Raw genomic sequence first — 20,609 nt, forward strand, 5'->3', positions numbered from 1 at the left:
TGCCATTGCGTTTCGGATTTGACCGGCGCTATTCCATCGCCAGGATCATGTTGCGCACGACGGGGTAGATTTCCCCCTCCCAGCGGCGGCCGCTGAAGACGCCGTAATGTCCGACATTGGCCTGAAGATGATGGCGCTTCAGATGCGGGCGCAGCGCCCGACAGAGATCGTGCGCGGCCGAGGTCTGGCCGAGGGCGCAGATATCGTCGCGCCCGCCCTCGACGGTCAAAAGCGCCGTGTTGCGGATCTGGCCCGGGTCGACCTTGCGGCCATGGTGGGTCAAGTCGCCGGTCGCGAGTTCCGCCTTCTGGAAGACGCGCTCGATGGTTTCGATGTAGAATTCCTCGGTGAGGTCGAGCACGGCGAAATATTCGTCGTAGAACTTCTTGATCTTGCCGGCTTCGGCTGTCTCGCCCTTCGCCAGATGGTCGTAAAGCTTGCGATGGGCGTCCTGGTGGCGCTGCATGTTCATCGACATGAAGGCGACGAGCTGGAGGAAGCCGGGATAGACGCGCCGTCCCGCACCCCGATAACGCCAGGGAACGCCTGTGATCAGCGAATTCTCGAACCAGGCGAGCGATTTCGACACGGCAAGCTCGTTGACCTTCGTCGGGCTTTCGCGCGGGTCGATCGGCCCGGCCATCAACGTCATGGTGCGTGGGGTGGCGGGATGCCGCTCTTCCGACATCACGGCAACGGCGGCCAGCGCCTGTACGCAGGGCTGGCAGACGGCGAGGATATGAGCGCCGGGGCCGATTTCCTCCAGGAAATGCATGATATAATCGACATAGTCGTCCATGCCGAAGCGTCCTGCCGACAGCGGCACGTCGCGGGCATTGGCCCAGTCGGTAATATAGACGTCGTGATCGCGCAGCAGGGTCTGCACGGTGCCGCGCAGGAGTGTGGCGAAATGGCCGGACAGCGGTGCGACGACCAGCACCCGCGGCCGCTTTGCATCGGTGTCCGTTGCAAAGCGCAGCAGCGTGCCGAAGGGCAGGTCGAGCACGGACTCGACGGTGACGGGCGCCATGCGGTTGCCGATCAAGGCCGAGGTGATGGCGAAATCCGGACGTTCGTGAGTAATCTCGAAGCGGGAAATCATCTCCATCGCGGCGGAGAACTGCCGTCCCATTTCGCCGCCGGGGTTCCAGAACGCTGTCGCAGAAAACATCTGCAGGCGCCGCGCCAGATCGCGGAGCGGCGCGATGAGGTCATCCTGGAACTGATAGGCCTGATAGAGCATGGCCGAAATCTCCCGCACTGCCGCATCGATGCGGCGGTGCAAAAAATGCTAGTGGAATATGTCCTGCCATGCGAGAAGATTATCGAGGAAGAAGCAACATTGTCCGACAAGGATACGAGCCCGATGTCGCAAGCTGCACTGACGATTTCCTCGAAGAACTACTCCTCATGGTCTCTGCGCGGCTGGCTGCTGTGCCGGATGGCGGGGCTGGATTTCGCCGAAGTCCTTGTGGAGATGGATGACGAGGCGCGTCAGGAACTGCTTCTACTTTCACCGTCGGTTCTGGTGCCGAGGCTGACCCATGACGAGGTGACGGTCTGGGACACGCTGGCGATTGCCGAATATCTCCATGAGGTCGTGCCGGATGCCGGGCTCTGGCCCACTGAGCGCGCGGCGCGCGCCCGCTGCCGGTCGGTGTCGGGCGAGATGCATTCGGGGTTCCACAATCTGCGCTCGGCATTGCCGATGAACCTCAAGGCGCGGCATGCGAGCTTCAAGATATTCTCGGGCGCGCGGCCCGATGTCGAGCGCGTCAAGGCAATCTGGACCGAATGCCTCGAGGCAAGCGGTGGGCCCTGGCTGTTCGGGGCCGCGCCAACTGTGGCCGATGCGATGTACGCGCCGGTCTGCACCCGCTTTCGCACCTATGCGGTGGAACTGGAGCCGCGGCTTGCAGCCTATGTCGAGACGGTGCTGTCCTGGCCGCTGATGGGCGAATGGACCGAAGGGGCGTTGGTCGAGCCGGACGAGATCGTCGAGCTGGAAGTCGAGTTCTGACGGAAACGTGCCGGACGGCTCCGCATCAATTTTCACGGGTCGAATTAAGAGTTGCCTGGACGATGAGCGGCGCATAAAGCAGATGCAGTGCCACATGCCGCGAAGCCTGGACCGATGAACAGAGATTATTATTCCAAACTCGGCGGATTGCCGCCGCAAACCGAGCTGCTTTCCAGCAAGGCCGTCTTCACCACCGCCTATGCGGTCATCCCGCGCAGCGTCATGACCGACATCGTCACCAGCGTCCTTCCGCATTGGACGGGGACACGGGCATGGGTTCTCTCCAGGCCGCTCTCCGGTTTTTCCGAGACCTTCTCGCAATATGTGATGGAAGTTCAGCCAGGCGGCGGAAGCGATCGGCCGGAGCCCGACAAGCGGGCCGAAGCGGTTCTGTTCGTCGTCGAAGGCGAGATGGCCGTGGAACTCGACGGCGTCAGCCATCCGCTCCGGGCCGGTTCGTTCGCCTATCTTCCGGCGGGTTCGGTCTGGCGCCTGAAAAACGGCGGCTCAACTGCGGCAAAATTCCACTGGATTCGAAAGGCCTTTCAGGAGGTCGAGGGGCTGGAGCCACCACCGGCGATCGTCACGCATGAGGACGAACACGCCATCTCGGCGATGCCCGACACCGATGGACGCTGGGGGACGACCCGGTTCATCGATCCGGCCGATGTCCGCTACGACATGCATGTGAATATCGTGACTTTGGAGCCGGGCGCCGTGATCCCCTTCATGGAAACCCATGTCATGGAGCATGGTCTCTATGTACTGGAAGGCAAGGCCGTCTATCGGCTGAACCAGGATTGGGTCGAGGTCGAAGCCGGCGACTTCATGTGGCTGCGCTCTTTCTGCCCGCAGGCATGTTACGCCGGCGGCCCCGGCCGTTTCCGCTACCTGCTTTACAAGGACGTCAACCGTCACATGACGCTCTGGTAGGATCTATCGCAGAGGGACGATGAGGCTCGAAAGCGAACGTCTGATTTTGAGACCCTGGCGACTGCAGGATCGCAAGCCTTTCGCTGCGATCAATGCCGAGCCCGACGTTGTCAGATATCTCAATCCTCTGACCGACGAACAGTCGAATGCGATGCTCGACCGTATCGACCTTCACTTCGAGGATCATGGCTGGGGGTTCTGGGCGCTGGAAGAGAAGGCAAGCGGCGCGTTGATCGGTATGTGCGGCCTCGCCAAGGTTTCACCGACTTTGCCATTTGCCCCGGCAGTCGAAATCGGTTGGCGGCTCTCCGCGTCGCGGCACGGTGCCGGCTATGCGCGCGAGGCCGCGGAACGGTCTCTCGACTTTGCGTTCAACACGCTGAAGCTTGACCGCATTGTCAGTTTCACGGTGCCCGCAAACAGCAATTCCTGGGGTTTGATGAGGCGACTGGGGATGAACCAGATCGGTGAGTTCGATCATCCCAATTTGGCCGAGGGCCATCCTTTGCGCCATCACGTGCTCTATGAGCTGCGATCATCAGCCGGTATTTGAAAGCGGATCTCAGGGGAGGCCCCAGCTGAGTCCCTCAAACAACCAAGAGTGCGCTCTCGTAATTCTAGCAATCCATGATTGTGAAAGTGGCGTAATCTATCTTATGGAACTGATTCAGATTTAGCCGCGCGATATGCATGTACAGTACGCTGTAGGCTCGTTCGCGCTGCTCGTAATCTCGTTTCATTGGAAACTCCGGTGGGCGTCCAACAATCAAAATTGCGATAAAGTTCGAGGCGCTTGCCTCGTTGAAGACATTCATCGCGGAGAAGTCGGAACTGTTTTGCTGGGCGCTCGTTAAATCCGCGGCGGGGGAACCAGAGATGACCAGGTCGAAATTTGAATGGCTTGCGCGGGCCGGATATAGCGCTCGAGGTATTGTGTTTTTGCTCGTTGCTGCGCTGGCAGTATTTTCGAGCTTCGGCGGCGGAAAGGCCGATACCAAATCAGCGCTCGACGCTGTCTTGGAACAACCATTCGGCCGGGTGTGGCTGGGCTTGATAGGGCTCGGGCTACTCGGCTTTGTAGCATGGCGGCTTGCCCAGTCCATCGCGAACGCAGACAACCATGATCACAGTGTGAAAAGCTACCTGATCCGTGCCGCCCTTCTCGGGAGCGCCGTGGCCTACATGGGGTTGGCGATATACGCCTTTCAGGACGCCCTTGGTTTTGGATCAGGTGGCGACGGCGGAGAAAAGGACTTAGCAGCCTGGGCCATGTCGCAGCCGTTTGGTCGTTTCCTGGCTGGTGCGATTGGTCTCGGCTTTGTCGTTGGTGGTGTTGTTACCGCGCTGAAAGGTATCACGCGGCGATTTGAGCGATATCTCATGATCGGTCAAAGCCGACCTCTGTTATTGGTTTGCGTCTATGGGCTGGTTTCCCGTGGGGTCGTTTTCGTGATCGTCGGCGTCTTCTTTTGCTATGCGGCCTTCACCGTCGATTCGGGCCAGGCGGGAAGCATAAGTGATGCCTTGACCTTCGTGAGACAGCTTCCTTTCGGAGCCGTTCTCTACCTCGTCGTGGCTATCGGCTTGGCTGCGTTCGGGATCTATAATTTGGTCGAGGCACGCTATCGAACCGTGTCGACACCACAACTCTCGCAGGTACGGTCGGAACTGCCACTATCTCGTAACTGAGAAGCATTTGAGAAAAGTCATGTCAACTTTGATGTCCATGACGGCTTTGGCTTCGGCGGCGCTGGTGCTCATGCGTCCAACCCGCGCTTCTGCAGCGAGCGCGTGCGCTTTGAACGCCGCTGCCTCGGTTTACGGGTGGTGGGAGTTTTTCATTTAGGGGGAGATCTAACTTGAGTGTCGCGACCACGCGCGAGGACTTCAATAGCAGCAAATTTTTTGCAGGGATTGCACGCGGTATTGCTGGAGCATTGCTTTTTGCGCTGCCCATGTTCATGACCATGGAAATGTGGGAGCTCGGCTTCTACATGGACCGCGGCCGCCTGTTTCTCTTGCTGATCGTCAATATTCCCCTCCTCGTTATTCTCTCGGACCGGATCGGATTTGAGCGGACGTCGACCTGGCGACAAGCGATCCGTGACGCAAGTATTGCCTACGGCCTTGGGGTTCTGGGCAGCGCACTGATCCTCATCGTCATGGGGGTGCTGAAATACGATCAATCCCCGCACGAGATTATCGGAATCATCGCCATCCAAGCCATACCTGCCAGCATTGGCGCGATGCTAGGTCGGAGCCAGCTCGGCGGACAATCGGACGATGATGACGATGCCAAGGAAGTCGATAGTGATGACCCAGTCCAAGAACGGGAAACGACCTACGCCGGTGAACTATTCCTGATGGCGGTCGGCGCCCTGTTCCTCAACCTCAACGTCGCGCCCACCGAGGAAATGATCTTGCTCTCGTACAAGATGACCCCGTGGCATGGCTTGCTCATGATCGCCGCCTCGCTGGCAGTCATGCATGGGTTCGTTTACGCCCTTTCTTTCAAGGGGAGCCACGATCTCGCCGAGGGTACGCCAAGCTGGCACGCTTTCGTTCGTTTCACCCTGCCGGGCTATGTAATTGCCGGTCTGATCAGTGCCTATTGCCTCTGGACGTTTCACAGAACCGATGACATCGGGTCTACCCAAATCCTTATGGCCGTTGTCGTTCTGAGCTTTCCCGGTGCCATTGGCGCGGCGGCAGCTCGCCTGATCCTGTGAGGCAACATGACAAAAATCTCCAACGACAAAAATGTGGAAGCAGGCGAACCGCATTGGATTGAATGGGCCACGGGCGTCGTCTCGGCCGTAATTGTCCTTGGCGTGATTGCTTGGATTGGCAAGGATGCATTGGTGGACCGCGATTCTTCGCCGAACCTGGTCGGGGTCTTGCTGCAAACCGAAAAGCGCGACGGTGGCTTTCAAGTCCTCTTCGAAATCCGAAACGATTCAAGCGCGACCGCGTCGCAGGTAACCGTCCAGGGCGAGATGCGAGAACACGGTTCGGTGCTCGAAAACGTCGAGACCGTCTTGGACTATGTCCCGGGACACTCGAAAGCCAAAGGTGGGCTGATATTCCAGCAAGACCCCGCCGGGAAGACGTTGACGATCAGAGCGTCCTCATTTGATGAGCCATAGTCGAGCGATATGGATATCTCCGCTCCTTACGAGACGGATTTGGACATTTGGAGAGCATCAGGCGTTGCTGCGGGATGCCCGCGGACAAAAAAGAACGCCGCTTCGGGCGAGGAAACTTAGTCCGTGTTCTCGTAGTCGAAATCGTCGTCGAGCTCGACGCCTAGCGGTCGCTCGCGACCATGGCGGATGGCGAAGATGATGATCTCGTCTTTCCTGATTTCATAGTCGACCAGATAGACGCCCATCACGAAGCGAAGGACGCCTGGAGCCGGAAGCTCTTCGGTAGTCCTACCCATTTCGGGAAATCGGCTGAGATTCTGACGCAGCCGTTTCAGATCGTCGGAGAACTGCTGCGCCGCTCGGTGGCTCTTGGATTTGAGATAGTAAGCCTCTGCCTTGACGGTCTCTCTGGCCGCCGGCGACAGTGTAATCTTCAAGCCGCAGCTCCCTTGACGATCGCATCGACTTCGTCGATCACGTCATCAAGATCGTGGCCGCGGCCAGCATCGATATCCTCGCGAGCACGCGCAATGTCGATGATCTCTCTGCCCTCGGCCGCCAGATAGGACTTCAGGGCACGTACGAATACCCAGCTTCTGGACTTGTTCGAGATCTTCGCGATTTCTTCGATCTCGGAAAGGACATCTAAGGGCAGGCGCATGGTGAGCGGGTCCGAAAGATTATGAGCTGACATCGTTTTCGCCTCCGTTTGTAATACAAAGATAGTTCTTGGAGGGGCGTCCGTCAAACTGCAAAAAGAACCCCGCTTCGGGCGAGGAAACCGGGCCAGTCTGAGAGATAGAACAACCGCGAGGAGTTTCTCGCCTGCTGCTTCGAAGGACTTCGCGGATGCCTGCCGCACGATGAAGTCGCAATGCGGGTACAGCCGCTCGGTCACCAAGTTGGCGAACCAGACCGATGAGAACCTGACAACAGTCGCGACGGGAGTCTCTCAACACCAGCGGCAGACCCGCGATAAAGCGGTTGTCGAGTTTCAGGCATGGGAGTTGGCTTTTAGCGAGGGCGGAGAGACTGAGGCAAAAAGCATGGTTGGCCGAGGGCCGAACGACGGGAGCTCCTTGCCTGGCTGATGGCGCACTACCTATTACGTCCTCGCGGACAACTGAGCAAAATCGGCGTTCGCCGGATTGAGGTGACCACGAACGACTTCACCTTCAAGGATCGGATCGAAGCCATAAAGGTGCGGCTTGTCAGCACCCACGGCGCCGGTGACGAATTCACCGGCGTACTGGCCGCTGAAATCGCAGGTGGGACCGGACTGGAGGGGGCGCTCCACGCCGCTAATCACGCAGCCGCCGTGCTAGTCAGCACGCCGCGCGACATCAGTCAGTAACTGACAGTGTCGATTATTCTCGGAGTTTTATCGGTCAGGCCGTTCGTCCAAGGGTGGAAAGTGCATCCTGCAGTCTGAGCGCCGCCAGCGCCTTGGTTGCCTCATCTGGAGACCATCCCGCTTCCAGCGCCGCAGACAGAACCAGCGACTCCGTTTGAAGCTCAAGCTTCTCATAAAGCGGCTCGATGGCTTCGCGGGCTGTTACAACATGCTGGTCTGGGGGTGTTATGGGTGTGGCGGCAACCGTAGGCATGAAATGCTCCTCCTATTGAACGCTAAGGTTCGAAACCCGTTAGGGGCATCCTTGTTCCATTCATATCGCCTTTTCGGTCTTCGAGCGGCGATGCTAATGATGACGACGCCACATATGGCGAAATTTTCTCCATCGCAGGAACGCGCGAATGATGATTGCCGGCGGGATCTTCTTGTGGTCGCCGACAGTCCCCTGCCTGGTGATAGATGCGTTCGGGTCGAGCAGAAACGCGACCAACGTGCTTGCACTCTGCGCCTCTACTTCGAGCTTGTCATCAGATAAATGCAGCCCCTGCTCGCCTTCGGCGAACGTCTGCTTATTGACGACAACGGAACCGCTAAAGACGTAGAAATAGAGGTCTCGGCCTTGTTTCTGCGGAAATTCCACCCGTATGCCCGCATCTAGCCGCATATCGAAGAAGTCGATCGCGCTGCGGACATAGAAGGGCGCGCCCTCCCCTTCCGGCCCGACTAGGTGTCGCCAGACGTTTGCCGCGGCAGCTGGCATCGGCCCGTGCTGGATCTTCGGCTCGAGATCGACCGCATAAGGGCGAATAAGGATCTGCAGCATTCGCAGAGGGGGATCGGATGCCAGCGTCTCTTCGGAATGCCAGAAGCTTTTTCCGGCATTCATCACCATCAGATGATCGCGGTCGATCACCAACCGGCCAGCGGCCCTATCGTCGTGACGCATGACGCCGTCGGGCACCCAGGAAATGATCTCGTCGTTCCGGTGCTCATGCATCGCAACCAGGCGGCCAGGATCGAGGATGGATTCAACGACCATGGCGAGGGGGCCCAGGCCGTGATCGGTCGGCTTCGGCTTCAACCAGCCCGGCATGTTGACATGTGCGACGAAGCCTCCCGCATCCCGCACCACGAACGTTCGTGCACCCTTGATCAGCATCGCATCCTCCATGCTTGCAAGGCAGTGACCAGCCAAGGCCACGACGCGCCCTGCGTTGTGATCAGGGACCAGGGCGCGTCGTCCCGCTCTACAAGTCGATCACGATATTGCCCTCAGGCTTCGCGCAGCAGATCAGCACATTGCCGTCCGCCGGCGCATCGATGGGGTCCGGGCGGTAACGGACCGTTCCCTCGACAAGTCCGGTCTCGCAAGTGTGACAGACGCCGGTTCGGCATGACCATCGCACCGGCACGTCGCAGGCCTCGGCCAGCTCAAGCAAGCTCAGGAATGTCGGCTCCCAGCGCACATTGAGACCGGTGCGGGCAAACGACACCAGCGGCCCCGAGCCTGGAAGCCCTGCCGGCAAATGTGGTGGCCGGCGGGGCGAAGCAGCTATGCCGGGGGTCATTGCAGGACCGGCGCCGAACATCTCGCTGTGTATGCGATCCGGCGCGATGCCCAAGGCTTCAAGGCCGACGGTCAGATCACTCATGAAGCCCGACGGTCCGCAGACATAGACGTCACAGTCGCGCGGCAGGTTGAGCGATTTGAGCACCTGCGCATCCAGATGGCCGTGAGCGTCGAAATCTATATCGAGCCGATCCTTAGGCTCGGGAGAGCTATAGCAAATGTGGCTGTGATGGTGACCGAGCGCCTTGAGCAGCCCGCGCGCCTCTTCGGCAAACGGATGTTCGCGGCCATTGCGGGTTCCATATAACCACCAGACTTCCCGCGTCGATGCTTCGGCGGCCAAAACATGAAGCATCGCCAGCACCGGCGTCACTCCGATCCCGGCACTTATTAGAACAACCGGTGTATCGCCCTGCCGCAATGTGAAACTGCCGCGTGCGGCACTTGCCTGTACGATGTCGCCAACCTGCAACTCGTCGTCGATGTAGCCGCTGGCAGCGCCATGGGCCTCCCGCTTGATGCTGACGCGGTAGTGGGTGGCGCTGGGCTCGCCTGACAGCGAATAGCTGCGCATCAGCGCAGGCGCCGAAGCCGGCCCGAGCCGCAGCACCACGAACTGCCCGGGGAGTGCTGCGGCAACAGGTTGGCCATCTGCTGGTTCGAGCAGAAGCGAAACCACGCTGCCGCTTTCACGCACCTTGCGCGACACACGCAGCGGGCGAAACCCGCGCCATGCCGGAGGTGGGCCGGAGGCGGCTGTCAGCCCGGCATTTCCTGTTGTCGCGCCCTCCTCCCGCTCCTGATTGAGCAGCGCTTCGAAAGAACGACGCCAGCCTGGGCTCAGCGCCGGGATGCGTAGCGCGCGCTCCAACTGATCGCGGGGGTGACCCGGCATATAAAGCAGCGCGTTGATCTCGAAAACGCTCATGCCCTCGGGGCCGGACGCCACTTTCGTGATCTCGTCGCCGGCCTGCACTTCCCCTTCCTCCAGCACACGGAAGTAGAAACCAGGGCGGCCATGTTTGACCACCAGGGCGGCCATCTCCGGCTCGTCCATGCGTATGCCGAGCCGGTAGCAGGTGACGCGCGGTTGCGTCACTTCGAACAAAGCGCTGCCGATCCGGTAACGGTCTCCAACGCATACTTCTGCGTCCGGCAAGCCATCGACGGTGAAATTCTCGCCGAACTGCCCGTAGACGAACCCGTCTCGGCGCAATTGCTCCTGCCAGTACCGATAGGAATCGATCTGATAGACAAAGACTGCGCGGCCTTCGCCGCCGTGGCCAGCCAGGTCGCCTTGTCCATCGCCGTCCACGTTCAGGCGCCGCACCATACGCGGGCCGTCGACCGGCGTCTTCCAAATGGCAGTGTTGACGATCTTGCCTTGCCAGGTGATGTCGCGCGGCAGGCCCACATTGACCGAAAGCAAGTGTACCATGACATTTCTCCCGAATGATGCTCACCGCAATTTCGAGATCGACGGAGGACGGTTACAGCGTCAATCTCAGCTCGAGATAGTGTTCGGTCAACGTCGTCAAGGTGAAGGCTCTGTTGAGGCCGCTCGGATTTGGCAACAGCCAGACGGCGGCGCCGGCAAATTCCTCAGGCTGCCGACCCCATTCAACATCGGCTCGAAGACTGATAGCCGCGTATGCCGCCTTTCCGAGAAAGGCCAGATTGGCTGGCGCAAACTTTCGTATCTTGTTTTCCAGGACAGCCGCGGCACTGAGGTAATCCTGCCTCTTGAGCTCGCTTGCGCTTTTCGTGGGACGTGAAACCGCGGATGTAAGACCGCAGCCATATTGCAGCAGCTCGCGCTCTTCATCCGCCCGCAGCAGACGCGGTGTAAATCCAGCCAGATGCAATACCCGCCAAAAACGGTTGCTCGGGTTCGAGAAATTATGGCCGTCGCGAACGGCGGACAGAGCCGGATTCAATCCGCAGAAAACCACGGAAAGATCAGGTGCGAGGATTTCCGACAATCCGGCTTTCGGCATCGTGGGGGCGTCTGGACCATCGAGGTCCGCGGACATGGCATCATCTTGCATTATGGGACATCGCTCGGATTAAGCCCGTCAAATACACCAACCGTGCATGGATCGAAACAAGAAGAGGCCCGTCTAAAAAACACTCGGTGCTAATCATCTTGCTGAAAATGCCGATGAATGGCCTTAGTGGCAATTTGAAAAATAACGGGCGCAATCGATTCTTGACAGGATCTGCAATGACCACCGAAGCACGCAATTCGCATCCCATCTACTTCATCGGAGCTTTTGCCACGGGCGGACTCCTGACTTTCATGGTGCACCTCAACGGCGAGTTGGCCCGTTATGGCAATCCCCTGTTCTCATCTTGGACCGCACACGGCACAGGCATCATCGCAGCCGTCATTCTTCTCCTGGTGGTCCACCGCCGGCGCACGCCGTTGTTAGAAAAAGCCCCCAACGCACCTTGGTGGGCTTATCTCGGTGGGATATCCGGCGCGGCAACGGTCATTTTGACCTCGACTGCGGTCAACTCACCGCTCGGGCTCTCCGGCACCTTGGCTTTGGGTTTGGCAGGCCAGGTCGCCTTCAGCGTCGCGGCCGACAGCTGGGGACTGTTCGGTCTGCCAAAGCGACGCCCAGATAGACGAGACATCTTAGCACTCGGCTTGGTCGTCACGGGGGCCGCACTCATTATCCTGTTTGGGCGAGGTGCGGCGTGACGGTGTTCATTCTCCTGGCCTGCCTGGGCGGTGTGCTCGTCGGCCTCAGTCGTCAGCTCAATGGGCGGTTGAGCATATCGACCACGCCGCTGATCGCATCCTTCTGGAACCATGCCATAGGCTTTGCTGCCCTGACCTGCCTTGGCCTCCTTGTCGGAGGTCTGCTTCCCGCGGGTGCTGCCGAGGCGCCTTGGTATGCCTATCTGGGTGGTCCCATCGGCGTCATCTTCGTGGCGGCGGGCAGTTGGGTCATTGCTCGAATAGGAGCGGTGAATTCGGCTCTGCTGATCATCGGCGGCCAGATGGTGACAGGGGTGGCATTTGATTATCTCAGCGCGGTCCCAGCGTCGTTTTGGGCGAACGCGACTGGAATTGTTCTCATCATCGGCGGAATGATGGTCAGTCGGGGACGCCGCAATGCCAGCGGTTCGCAATAGCCAATCCGATGGCTTTCGAAGCCATGGCTGAACCAGCAATTTCATCGACCGATCGCAAGCCAAGGGATAGATTGACGGCGGGGATGCCTCCCCGCCCCGCAGCATCTTTTTAGGCGCGGCGTTCTCAGGGCAGGGCTACCGGCTGTGAACCGTTGCGGGCATCACATCGTCGGGTATCGGGCACACATAGGCTTTGCCGCTGGTCTTTTCCCGCCACTCGGCTTTCGCGGTTGCCAGAAGGTCGGATGACGTCATCAATGCGAGCCCCGTGGTCGCAAGCGTTTTCGCCGCATGCGCCATAGCCTTGTGCGCGGCCGGGCTTTTTCCCTGCGCGACGACCTGCCAGGTATGGGGATTGGTGCCGATCGCCCAGGCTGGCGCCCAGCATTGCGCGGTCGGCGTCACCCAGCTGACATCGCCGACATCGGTCGATCCGGCCCGGAAATGCGATTGTCCTTCGAAATCGCGCAGCCCGGTGTGCAACGGCGTCGAGCCATCGACCTTGGCATTGGAGAACACATCGCCGGTGATCTGATAGAGGCGGATGCTGCTCTTGATCGCTTCCTCAGTGAAGGTGTCCTGGATTTTCCTGGCGAAGGCGATGTCAGCCTCGTCGAAGGCGATCGGCCCGAGCGTGACCATGTTGTCGTGCATTGCCGTTTCAAGCGTGATGTTGGGAAGAAGGTTCGTCGAGGCGGTGTCGAACACGATCTCGACTTCGGTTTCGGTCATCATCGCAGCACCTCGTGCAACTTTCTCGACGCGCCCGGCAAGCGCAAGCGCCTGCGGCATGTCAGGCGCCCTGATCAGATAGAGAACCTCGGCGCTGGCCTGCACGACATTGGCGGCCCTGCCGCCGGTGTCGGTAATCGCGTAGTGAACGCGACAATCCTGCGGCATGTGTTCACGCAGGAAATTGACGCCGACATTCATGAGTTCGACAGCATCGAGCGCCGAACGGCCGAGATGGGCGCTGTTGGCCGCATGTGCCGCGACACCCCTGAAGCGATAGTAATATTCGAGAACGGCAAGATTGTTCGTCGAGCGAACACCGTTGAACGGAGCCGGATGCCAGGTCAGGGCGGCATCGACGTCATCAAAAGCGCCGGCGCGAACCATGAAGGTCTTTCCGGAACCGCCCTCCTCTCCCGGGCAGCCGTAATAGCGCACCGTTCCGGGCAGGTTGTTCTGCTTAAGGTGGCGGGCAAGTGCGACCGCCGCCATCAGCGATCCGACACCAAGCAGATTGTGCCCGCAGCCGTGACCGGTCGCTCCCGCCGTTTGGGGACGAGGCTCGGCCAGGTTGGCGGTCTGGCTCATTCCGGCCAGGGCATCGAATTCGCCGAGGAAGGCAATCACCGGCTTGCCGCTGCCGGATTCGCCGATGAAGGCCGTTTCCATGCCTGCGACGCCGCGGCGCACGGCAAAGCCGTTTTCCTCGAGCGTCCTTGCCAGCAATTGCGACGAGCGCCGCTCCTCGAACTTCAACTCCGCGAAATCCCAGATACTGTCGCTGAGGGCGACATAATCGGGTTTCATCTTTTCGATCGTCGCGGCAATGGAGCTGATCGCGTCAAGATTCATGGCATTTCCTCGCTGTCAGTCCTGCCGCCACAGGGACGTGTTGCACCGGACCCGGCAGGACTGCCTGCCGGATCTCCTGTTGATTGTCGAAGTGGGACGGCCGCGCCCGATCCACCGGGCGCGGCAATTCGGGCTCAATTGTCGAGCGAAACTTCCCAAAGACGGGCATTCGATTGCCAGACGGGCTGACCCTTCAGCTTCTTGGTCGCGCCCCAGACATCGACCATGTCATAGAGGAAGATCCCCGGCATTTCCTTGAGCATCAGCGTATGAAACTCGTCGAAGATCGCCTGACGCTTCGTCTGATCGGCCTCCGCATAGGCGGCCTTCATCAGCTCGACTGCCTTCGGGTCATCCCACATCAAGGAAGCGTTCTTGTCCTTGTTGCCGACATAGAAGCCGTACATCAGCGCCGGATCGAGCCGCGGCGCGACCGATTGCGAGATGATCTGGTAGTTGCCGGACCGGCGGCGATCGACCTGCGTCGCATAGTCGAGCACCTCGATCTGCACATTGAGACCTGCCTGCTGCATCATGGCCTGCGCCATCACCGCGGCCGGGAAGCTTGGCACGTTGCTGCGCTTGTTGGCGATGATGGTAATCGGCTCGCCCTTGTAGCCGGCCTCCGCGAGCTCCTTCTTCGCGGCCTCGATGTCGTAGGGCAGACGCTTCTTCTGGACATCGTCGAAATAGAGCGAGTCTTGCGAAACCATCGAACCGTTGGCTGCGCCGGTGCCATTGGAGGCGGCCTCGACGAGCTGGTCGAGATCGAGTGCCATCGCCATGGCGCGGCGCACGCCGGGATTGCTCAGAACTTTGTCGCGCGTCTGGATGTAGAAGAGGTTTTTGCCGTTGTTGCGCGCCACGATCAGTTGCATCGTGTCGCTGGTCTTGAATTCGGGAATGAGATCCGGCGAAATCTCCGCGGTGTCGAGCACCCCGGACTGAAGGCCGGCCTTTACGGTCGAAGCATCGGGAATGACCATGAACTTGATGCCATCGACGAGAGGGCGCTTGGAGCCGACCATGCCGTCGGGCTTGCCGTCGTTCTGAGGCGAGACATAATCGTCGAACTTGGCGATGAACGTGAAGTCAAATTCACGGACTGCTTGCGCTGGGGAAATCGGAATATGTCCGGCGCCTCTTTCCTGCATCTTCGCGGGCTTGCCGATTTGGAAAACTTGTCCGGCGACGATCCCTTCTGGAGCCTGATCACAGGCCATCAATCGTCTTGACAGGCCGGGGGGACGGATTGGCGGCGGGGAGAACTCCCCCGCCGCGGCTCGTTCTTCTCAGGCGAGGTATTTCGTAAACCAGTCGACCGTCCGCTGCCAGGCGAGCTTGGCAGCCGCTTCGTCGTAGCGGGGGGTGGAATCATTGTGAAAGCCGTGATTGACGTCAGGGTAGACGTAGGCCTCGAATGTCTTTTCCGATGACTTCAGCGCAGCTTCATAGGCCGGCCAGCCTTCGTTGATCCCCTTGTCCAGTCCGGCATAATGGAGAAGCAGCGGCGCCTTGATCTTCGGCACGTCTTCGGCGCGCGGCTGCCGGCCGTAGAAGGGCACGGCTGCGGCAAGCTCTGGATAGGCGACCGCCGCGGCGTTGGAGACGCCGCCGCCATAGCAGAAACCGGTGATGCCGACCTTGCCGGTGGTGAGATCGCTGTGCATCAAAAATTCGACCGCCGCGAAGAAGTCGTTCATCAGCTTTTCCGGGTCGACCTTCTGCTGGAGTTCCCTTCCCTTTTCGTCATTGCCGGGATAGCCCCCGACCGAGGTCAGGCCATCCGGCGCAAGTGCGATGAAACCCGCCTTCGCCACGCGCCGCGCCACATCTTCGATATAGGGGTTCAGGCCCCTGTTCTCGTGAACGACCACCACGGCCGCGACTTTGCCGGTGGCGTTTTTGGGGCGGACGAGATAGCCGCGGACATCCCCATTTCCCTTTGGCGAGGGATAGGTGATGTATTCGGCAGATATATCGGGATCGGTGAATTCAACCTGGGTCGCCAGCGCATAGTCGGGGCTCAGCGATGAAAGAATGGCCGCTGCCGTCAGCCCGCCGACCGCGAATTTGCCGGCCCGGTCGAGAAACTCGCGCTTGGTAATTCTCCCGTGCGCGTAATAATCGTAGAGTTCGAGAAGTTCCTGAGGGAAATCCTTGGCTGTCATACGGGTCATGATGGCTCCTCCGTGCCTTCGGGTCTCGCATCATCCTACACACGTAAACTCACGAGTCTTTTCAACATTTCGCGAGTCCCGCGTGTGCTTGCCATGGCGATCGCTGCCTGCGCCAACAGTCGCTGAATTCGCCGAACCTGCTGCAAACGGCGCGCGCTCTTTTCTTTGGCAATCCGCGTCCGGCCGGTCATAAGCAGCAATCGACCGCCGGCTATCGATCTATGAAAATTAATTTCATACTCGCGCTTCGATGCCCGTTTTCTATTGACGCCTCTCGATTTTTGTCCCAACTTAAAGAAAATAAATTACTAAATGGGAACCTGATCGGCATGAAAGTGGGAATCATCGGGCTAGGATTCCGGCTCGGCTATCTCGGCTATGTTTTCAAGGCAATCGATAGCAGCTTCGACATTGTTGGCTATGTGGATCCGGAACCGGCCGGACTTCCCGGATTGACGGAAAAGGGAATTTCAGTCGGCAAGGCCTATGGTTCGCCGGAGGAGCTCCTTGCCTCCGAAAAGCTCGATCTGCTGATGATCGGCTCCCCAAACCATCTGCATCTCGACCATATCAGGCTCGGACTTCAAGCCGGTCTCAAGGTCTTTTGCGAAAAGCCAATTGTCACGACGATCGCCGAAAGCATCGAACTTGCCCATCTGATGGCAAAATTCGGCCATGAGCGACTGATGGTCGGTCTCGTGCTGCGCTATTCTCCTCTTTACAAGGATCTCCGCGCCATCCAGGCCGCGGGCAAGCTCGGCCAGATCGTGTCGATCGAGGCTTCCGAACATATCGAGCCTTATCACGGCGCCTTCTTCATGCGCGACTGGCGCCGCTATGAGCGCTATTCCGGCAGCTTCATGCTGGAGAAATGCTGCCACGACCTCGATCTTTACAATGGCGTCGCCGGCGCACGGCCGGAGCGCGTCGCCAGTTTCGGCGGCCGCAAGAGCTTCATTCCGGCCAACGACCCGGCGCGCGAGGGCATCAACGACCTCGAGCTCTTCCACCGCAAGCCGAGCGGATGGATGGGATCGGACAAGGTCTTCGACAGCGATGCCGATATCATCGACTATCAGGTGGCGATCGTCGAATATGCCAATGGCGTCGGCATGAACTTCCACACCAATCTGAACGTGCCCGACCAGTTCCGCCGTTTCGCCATCATGGGTTCGCGCGGCATGGCCGAAGGTGATTTCGTTCGTGGCTATCTCGACGTTCACGAACAACTGACCGGCAACAAGGTGGTCGAGAACAAATATGCCGCCACCGAGCTCTCCCAGCATTACGGCGCCGATGAGCAGATGGCGAGCGACCTGCTTGAAAGCGTGCGCACCGGGCTCGAACTTCCTGTTTCCACCCTGAACGCGCTCGAAGCCGGCATCCTCGCCTTGGCGATGGACGAAGCGAGGATGAAGAAAGCGGTCGTCGATCTCAGACCCATCTGGGACCGCTTCGACGAAGCCCTTCACGCGAGAGCGGCTTGAGGAGGGCGGCAAGATGAGTGTTCAAAGAAGCACCTTCATCTTCGCTTGCATCCTTCTTCTCCCGGCTGTCCTTTATGTTCTGGCGATCGTCGCCTATCCGCTGGTCGATACCTTCATTCTCTCCTTCACCGACGCGTCGCTCAGGAAGACCACCAATTGGGTCGGCTGGGCTAATTACGAGAAGATCTTCAACGAGCGGTTTGCCGAAGTCATCATCCGCACCTTCATCTGGACCTTCTTCTCGGTCGCCCTGAAAATGGTGATCGGCACCTTCGGTGCGACGATGCTGAATGCCGCGGTCCCCGGCCGCTCATTGTTCCGGCTGCTGACCATGCCGCCATGGATCGTGCCGATGGCGATCGGCATCTTCATGTGGGGCTGGATGTATAATGGCCAGTTCGGGATGATATCGGGCATGCTGCAGCGCTTCGGTCTCGTCGACGGCCCTGTCGCCTTCCTCGCCTATGGAAACACCGCCTTCTGGGCAACGATCATCACCGACGTGTGGATCGGCGTGCCGCTGGTGACGATCTACTTCCTGGCGGCGATCCAATCCATTCCGAAGGATCTCTACGAGGCCGCCTGGACCGACGGCGCCGGCCGCTGGTACCGCTTCCGCCGCATCACGCTGCCGCTGATGGTGCCGGCGATCATTACCATGTCGATGCTCTCGCTGATCGCCACCTTCAACTCGTTCGACATCATTTGGATCCTGACGCAGGGCGGACCGAGCGGCGAGACGACGACGATGATCATCGATACCTATCAGACCGCGATCGGCTCGAAGAAATACGGTGAAGGTGCAGCGCGCGCCGTTTTGATCTGCATCTTCCTGTCGCTCTTCTGCTTCGCCTATTTCCGCGTCACCCGCCGCCTCAATCCGGAGAAACGCGCATGAGCAATGCGGCCATGATCGACCGTTACCGCCGGTGGGAAATCATCCTGATCTATTGCGGCATCGCGCTGTTTCTATTCTTCGTTCTCTCGCCCTTCGTCGAAGGATTCCTGGTGTCGCTGAAGCCGCTCAGCCAGCTATTCTCCTCGCCCTATCGTTTCTGGCCGGAGAACGGCTCCTTCGAAGCCTACCGCACGATGTGGATCAGCGTGCCGGGCTTCGGGCGCTATATCTTCAACTCGTTCTTCATCTCGATCATCGTCACGCTGATCGTGCTCTGCCTCGTCATTCCGGCGGCCTATGCCTTCGCGAAGTTCGAATTCAGGGGCATGGGCATCCTGCTCGGCGCCTTCCTGACGGTGAACATGTTCTCCGGCGCCGTGCTGTTGATCCCGCTCTTCCGGCTGATGCGCAGCATCGGCGTGCTCAACACCTATCTCGCCATGATCGTGCCGGGCGTCGCCTTCCTGATCCCCTCGGCGATCTGGCTGCTGCGCACCTACATGATCCGCATTCCACAGGAGCTTAACGAAGCGGCCTATATGGATGGCGCCAGCCATTTCTACACGCTGCGCCGGGTCATCCTGCCCATTGCGATGCCGGGGATCATCGTCGTCGCCATCACTACCTTCATCGGCGCTTACGCCCAGCAATTCATCTTCGCGCTGACGTTCAACTCGAAGACCGAATACATGCCCTTGCCAGTGGGGCTCTTTGCTTACTTCGGCAAGCAGGAGGTCATCTGGAACGAACTGATGGCGGCTTCCTTCGTCGGTATCGCGCCGGCGATGGTCGTCATCTTCTTCCTTCAGCGCTACCTTGTCGGCGGGCTTACCGCCGGTGCGGTGAAACAATAAGACCAAAAAACGAGTGAACAGCTAACACAAGAATGGGAGTCACGACGTGAGCATATCAATCAAGACAGGCCTTATGGCGCTCGCCCTGCTCGGTTCGACGGCACTGACCGCCGTCACTGCCCAGGCGGCCGACAAGGAAATCAGCTGGATCTATTGCGGCGACACGATCGACCCGGTCCACACCAAATACATCAAGCAGTGGGAAGAAAAGAACACCGGCTGGAAGGTCGCCCCCGAGGTTGTCGGATGGGCACAGTGCCAGGACAAGGCAACGACGCTTGCTGCCGCCGGCACGCCGGTGGCGATGGCCTATGTCGGCTCGCGCACGTTGAAGGAATTCGCGCAGAACGACCTTATCGTTCCGGTTCCGATGACCGATGACGAGAAGAAGACCTACTATCCGAACATCGTCAACACCGTGACCTTCGAGGGCACGCAATGGGGTGTTCCGATCGCCTTCTCCACCAAGGCGCTCTATTGGAACAAGGATCTCTTCAAGCAGGCTGGTCTCGACCCCGAGACGCCGCCGAAGACCTGGGCTGAAGAAATCGAGATGGCAAAGACCATCAAGGAAAAGACCGGCATTCCGGGCTTCGGTCTCTCCGCCAAGACCTTCGACAACACGATGCACCAGTTCATGCATTGGGTTTACACCAACAACGGCACGGTGATTGATGCCGACGGCAAAGTCACCCTCGACAGCCCGCAGATTCTCGCCGCGCTGAAGGCCTACAAGGACATCGTCCCCTACTCCGAAGAAGGCCCGACCGCCTACGAGCAGAACGAAGTCCGCGCCATCTTCCTCGACGGCAAAGTGGCAATGATCCAGGCAGGCTCGGGTGCAGCCGACCGCCTGAAGGCAACGAAAATCAGCTGGGGCATCACGACGCTGCCGCTCGGCCCCGACGCCAAAGGCCCCGGCACGCTGCTGATCACCGACAGCCTGGCGATCTTCAAGGGTTCGGGGGTCGAGGACAAGGCGACGGAATTCGCCAAGTTCATCACCTCGCCGGATGTGCAATCCGAATACGAACTGCAGGGCGGCGCGGGCCTCACTCCGCTGCGGCCGTCAGCAAAGGTCGATGAATTCGTCGCCAAGGATCCCCACTGGAAGCCCTTGATCGACGGCATCAGCTACGGTGGTCCCGAGCCGCTCTTCACCGACTACAAGGGCTTCCAGAACTCGATGATCGAGATGATCCAGTCCGTGGTGACGGGCAAGGCCGAGCCGGAGGCAGCACTCAAGAAGGCCGCCGGCGAAGTCGAGGCGTTCAAGTAGGCCTCTTTGGGGGCGCGGGATCGCGGACGGCAACAGCCCGCGATCCCCCTCCCACGCAGCGCCGCATGTACGTTCTTAGGGCGGCGCTGTAACACCTTGAATTGCTGCATGATTCCTTAAATCGAATCCGATGTAAGGAATCATGCAGTCACGCTGATCG

General features: G+C 59.5%; 21 protein-coding genes and 3 pseudogenes. 14 read left to right on the forward strand and 10 right to left on the reverse strand.

Translation table 11 applies throughout. The features are described from left to right. Window positions 1-28: 28 nt before the first annotated feature. Window positions 29-1,243: a polyhydroxyalkanoate depolymerase gene (phaZ, locus tag A6U98_RS30700; protein ID WP_064654819.1), complete on the reverse strand. Its 1,215-nt coding sequence runs from the start codon at window positions 1,241-1,243 to the stop codon at window positions 29-31. A gap of 123 nt (window positions 1,244-1,366) precedes the next feature. Between phaZ and A6U98_RS30705 the strand changes: the two genes are divergently transcribed. The 6 genes from A6U98_RS30705 (at window position 1,367) to A6U98_RS30735 (ending at window position 6,099) form a co-directional block, all read left to right on the forward strand. Next, on the forward strand, window positions 1,367-2,020 hold the full coding sequence (locus tag A6U98_RS30705; RefSeq protein WP_064655345.1) for a glutathione S-transferase: 654 nt from the start codon (window positions 1,367-1,369) through the stop codon (window positions 2,018-2,020). Window positions 2,021-2,134: 114 nt separating this feature from the next. Continuing rightward, window positions 2,135-2,953, forward strand: a complete 819-nt coding sequence (locus A6U98_RS30710; protein WP_064654821.1) for a bifunctional allantoicase/(S)-ureidoglycine aminohydrolase — start codon at window positions 2,135-2,137, stop codon at window positions 2,951-2,953. A gap of 19 nt (window positions 2,954-2,972) precedes the next feature. After that, complete coding sequence (locus tag A6U98_RS30715) at window positions 2,973-3,506, forward strand: GNAT family N-acetyltransferase (protein WP_064654823.1); 534 nt, start codon at window positions 2,973-2,975, stop codon at window positions 3,504-3,506. A gap of 248 nt (window positions 3,507-3,754) precedes the next feature. After that, window positions 3,755-4,642, forward strand: coding sequence for a DUF1206 domain-containing protein (locus A6U98_RS30725; protein ID WP_082934018.1), 888 nt, complete (start codon window positions 3,755-3,757; stop codon window positions 4,640-4,642). A gap of 170 nt (window positions 4,643-4,812) precedes the next feature. Next, window positions 4,813-5,682: a TIGR02587 family membrane protein gene (locus tag A6U98_RS30730; RefSeq protein WP_064654829.1), complete on the forward strand. Its 870-nt coding sequence runs from the start codon at window positions 4,813-4,815 to the stop codon at window positions 5,680-5,682. A 6-nt stretch (window positions 5,683-5,688) separates the two neighbouring features. Continuing rightward, window positions 5,689-6,099 carry a TIGR02588 family protein gene (locus tag A6U98_RS30735; protein WP_064654831.1) on the forward strand — a complete coding sequence of 137 codons (411 nt, stop codon included), beginning with the start codon at window positions 5,689-5,691 and terminating at the stop codon, window positions 6,097-6,099. A 116-nt stretch (window positions 6,100-6,215) separates the two neighbouring features. On the opposite strand, the gene A6U98_RS30740 is transcribed toward A6U98_RS30735, so the two are convergent. Both A6U98_RS30740 and A6U98_RS30745 read right to left on the reverse strand, forming a co-directional pair. Further along, window positions 6,216-6,536, reverse strand: a complete 321-nt coding sequence (locus A6U98_RS30740; RefSeq protein ID WP_064654833.1) for a type II toxin-antitoxin system RelE/ParE family toxin — start codon at window positions 6,534-6,536, stop codon at window positions 6,216-6,218. Continuing rightward, window positions 6,533-6,793 (reverse strand): ribbon-helix-helix protein, CopG family, encoded by a 261-nt coding sequence (locus A6U98_RS30745; RefSeq protein WP_064654835.1) that lies wholly within the window; start codon window positions 6,791-6,793, stop codon window positions 6,533-6,535. Before A6U98_RS30745 ends, A6U98_RS30740 begins: the two co-directional genes overlap by 4 nt. 492 nt (window positions 6,794-7,285) lie before the next feature. Between A6U98_RS30745 and A6U98_RS37875 the strand changes: the two are divergent. Continuing rightward, window positions 7,286-7,453 (forward strand): annotated as a pseudogene (locus tag A6U98_RS37875) (PfkB family carbohydrate kinase); the annotation flags it as partial. A gap of 34 nt (window positions 7,454-7,487) precedes the next feature. Here the strand turns inward: A6U98_RS37875 and A6U98_RS30760 are convergent. The 4 genes from A6U98_RS30760 to mug form a co-directional block, all read right to left on the reverse strand. Beyond that, complete coding sequence (locus A6U98_RS30760; protein WP_064654841.1) at window positions 7,488-7,706, reverse strand: hypothetical protein; 219 nt, start codon at window positions 7,704-7,706, stop codon at window positions 7,488-7,490. 93 nt (window positions 7,707-7,799) lie between these two features. Further along, complete coding sequence (locus A6U98_RS30765) at window positions 7,800-8,612, reverse strand: pirin family protein (protein ID WP_064654843.1); 813 nt, start codon at window positions 8,610-8,612, stop codon at window positions 7,800-7,802. Window positions 8,613-8,700: 88 nt separating this feature from the next. Then, window positions 8,701-10,461: an MOSC and FAD-binding oxidoreductase domain-containing protein gene (locus tag A6U98_RS30770; RefSeq protein WP_064654845.1), complete on the reverse strand. Its 1,761-nt coding sequence runs from the start codon at window positions 10,459-10,461 to the stop codon at window positions 8,701-8,703. A 52-nt stretch (window positions 10,462-10,513) separates the two neighbouring features. Continuing rightward, on the reverse strand, window positions 10,514-11,056 hold the full coding sequence (gene mug, locus A6U98_RS30775; protein ID WP_197496462.1) for a G/U mismatch-specific DNA glycosylase: 543 nt from the start codon (window positions 11,054-11,056) through the stop codon (window positions 10,514-10,516). A gap of 191 nt (window positions 11,057-11,247) precedes the next feature. Here mug and A6U98_RS30780 point away from each other — a divergent pair, with 191 nt between their 5' ends. Further along, entirely contained in the window at window positions 11,248-11,730 is a 483-nt protein-coding gene (locus A6U98_RS30780) for a DMT family transporter (protein WP_064655346.1), read from the forward strand. Next, window positions 11,727-12,167: a DMT family transporter gene (locus tag A6U98_RS30785; protein WP_064654849.1), complete on the forward strand. Its 441-nt coding sequence runs from the start codon at window positions 11,727-11,729 to the stop codon at window positions 12,165-12,167. Before A6U98_RS30780 ends, A6U98_RS30785 begins: the two co-directional genes overlap by 4 nt. Before the next feature lie 135 nt (window positions 12,168-12,302). Here the strand turns inward: A6U98_RS30785 and A6U98_RS30790 are convergent, their stop codons facing one another. Continuing rightward, complete coding sequence (locus tag A6U98_RS30790; RefSeq protein WP_064654851.1) at window positions 12,303-13,751, reverse strand: M20 family metallopeptidase; 1,449 nt, start codon at window positions 13,749-13,751, stop codon at window positions 12,303-12,305. A 134-nt stretch (window positions 13,752-13,885) separates the two neighbouring features. Beyond that, window positions 13,886-14,833: pseudogene (locus A6U98_RS30795) on the reverse strand (ABC transporter substrate-binding protein); the annotation flags it as partial. Between A6U98_RS30795 and A6U98_RS37880 the strand changes: the two are divergent. After that, window positions 14,834-14,986: pseudogene (locus A6U98_RS37880) on the forward strand (MmgE/PrpD family protein); the annotation flags it as partial. It lies immediately after the preceding pseudogene. Between the two features lie 57 nt (window positions 14,987-15,043). On the opposite strand, the gene yghX reads toward A6U98_RS37880, so the two are convergent. Further along, entirely contained in the window at window positions 15,044-15,931 is an 888-nt protein-coding gene (yghX, locus tag A6U98_RS30800) for a YghX family hydrolase (RefSeq protein WP_064654853.1), read from the reverse strand. A gap of 329 nt (window positions 15,932-16,260) precedes the next feature. On the opposite strand from yghX, the gene A6U98_RS30805 reads away from it, so the two are divergent. The 4 genes from A6U98_RS30805 to A6U98_RS30820 all read left to right on the forward strand — a co-directional run bounded on the left by A6U98_RS30805 (window position 16,261) and on the right by A6U98_RS30820 (window position 20,449). Then, complete coding sequence (locus A6U98_RS30805) at window positions 16,261-17,418, forward strand: Gfo/Idh/MocA family oxidoreductase (protein ID WP_064654855.1); 1,158 nt, start codon at window positions 16,261-16,263, stop codon at window positions 17,416-17,418. Between the two features lie 13 nt (window positions 17,419-17,431). Continuing rightward, a complete protein-coding gene (locus A6U98_RS30810; RefSeq protein WP_029874853.1) occupies window positions 17,432-18,316 on the forward strand; it encodes a sugar ABC transporter permease in 885 nt (294 codons plus the stop codon). Then, complete coding sequence (locus tag A6U98_RS30815; protein ID WP_064654857.1) at window positions 18,313-19,170, forward strand: carbohydrate ABC transporter permease; 858 nt, start codon at window positions 18,313-18,315, stop codon at window positions 19,168-19,170. Before A6U98_RS30810 ends, A6U98_RS30815 begins: the two co-directional genes overlap by 4 nt. A 73-nt stretch (window positions 19,171-19,243) precedes the next feature. Beyond that, entirely contained in the window at window positions 19,244-20,449 is a 1,206-nt protein-coding gene (locus A6U98_RS30820; RefSeq protein WP_011655222.1) for an ABC transporter substrate-binding protein, read from the forward strand. The last annotated feature ends 160 nt before the right edge of the window (window positions 20,450-20,609 follow it).

This window comes from Rhizobium sp. WYCCWR10014, from assembly GCF_001657485.1.
Lineage (GTDB): Bacteria > Pseudomonadota > Alphaproteobacteria > Rhizobiales > Rhizobiaceae > Rhizobium.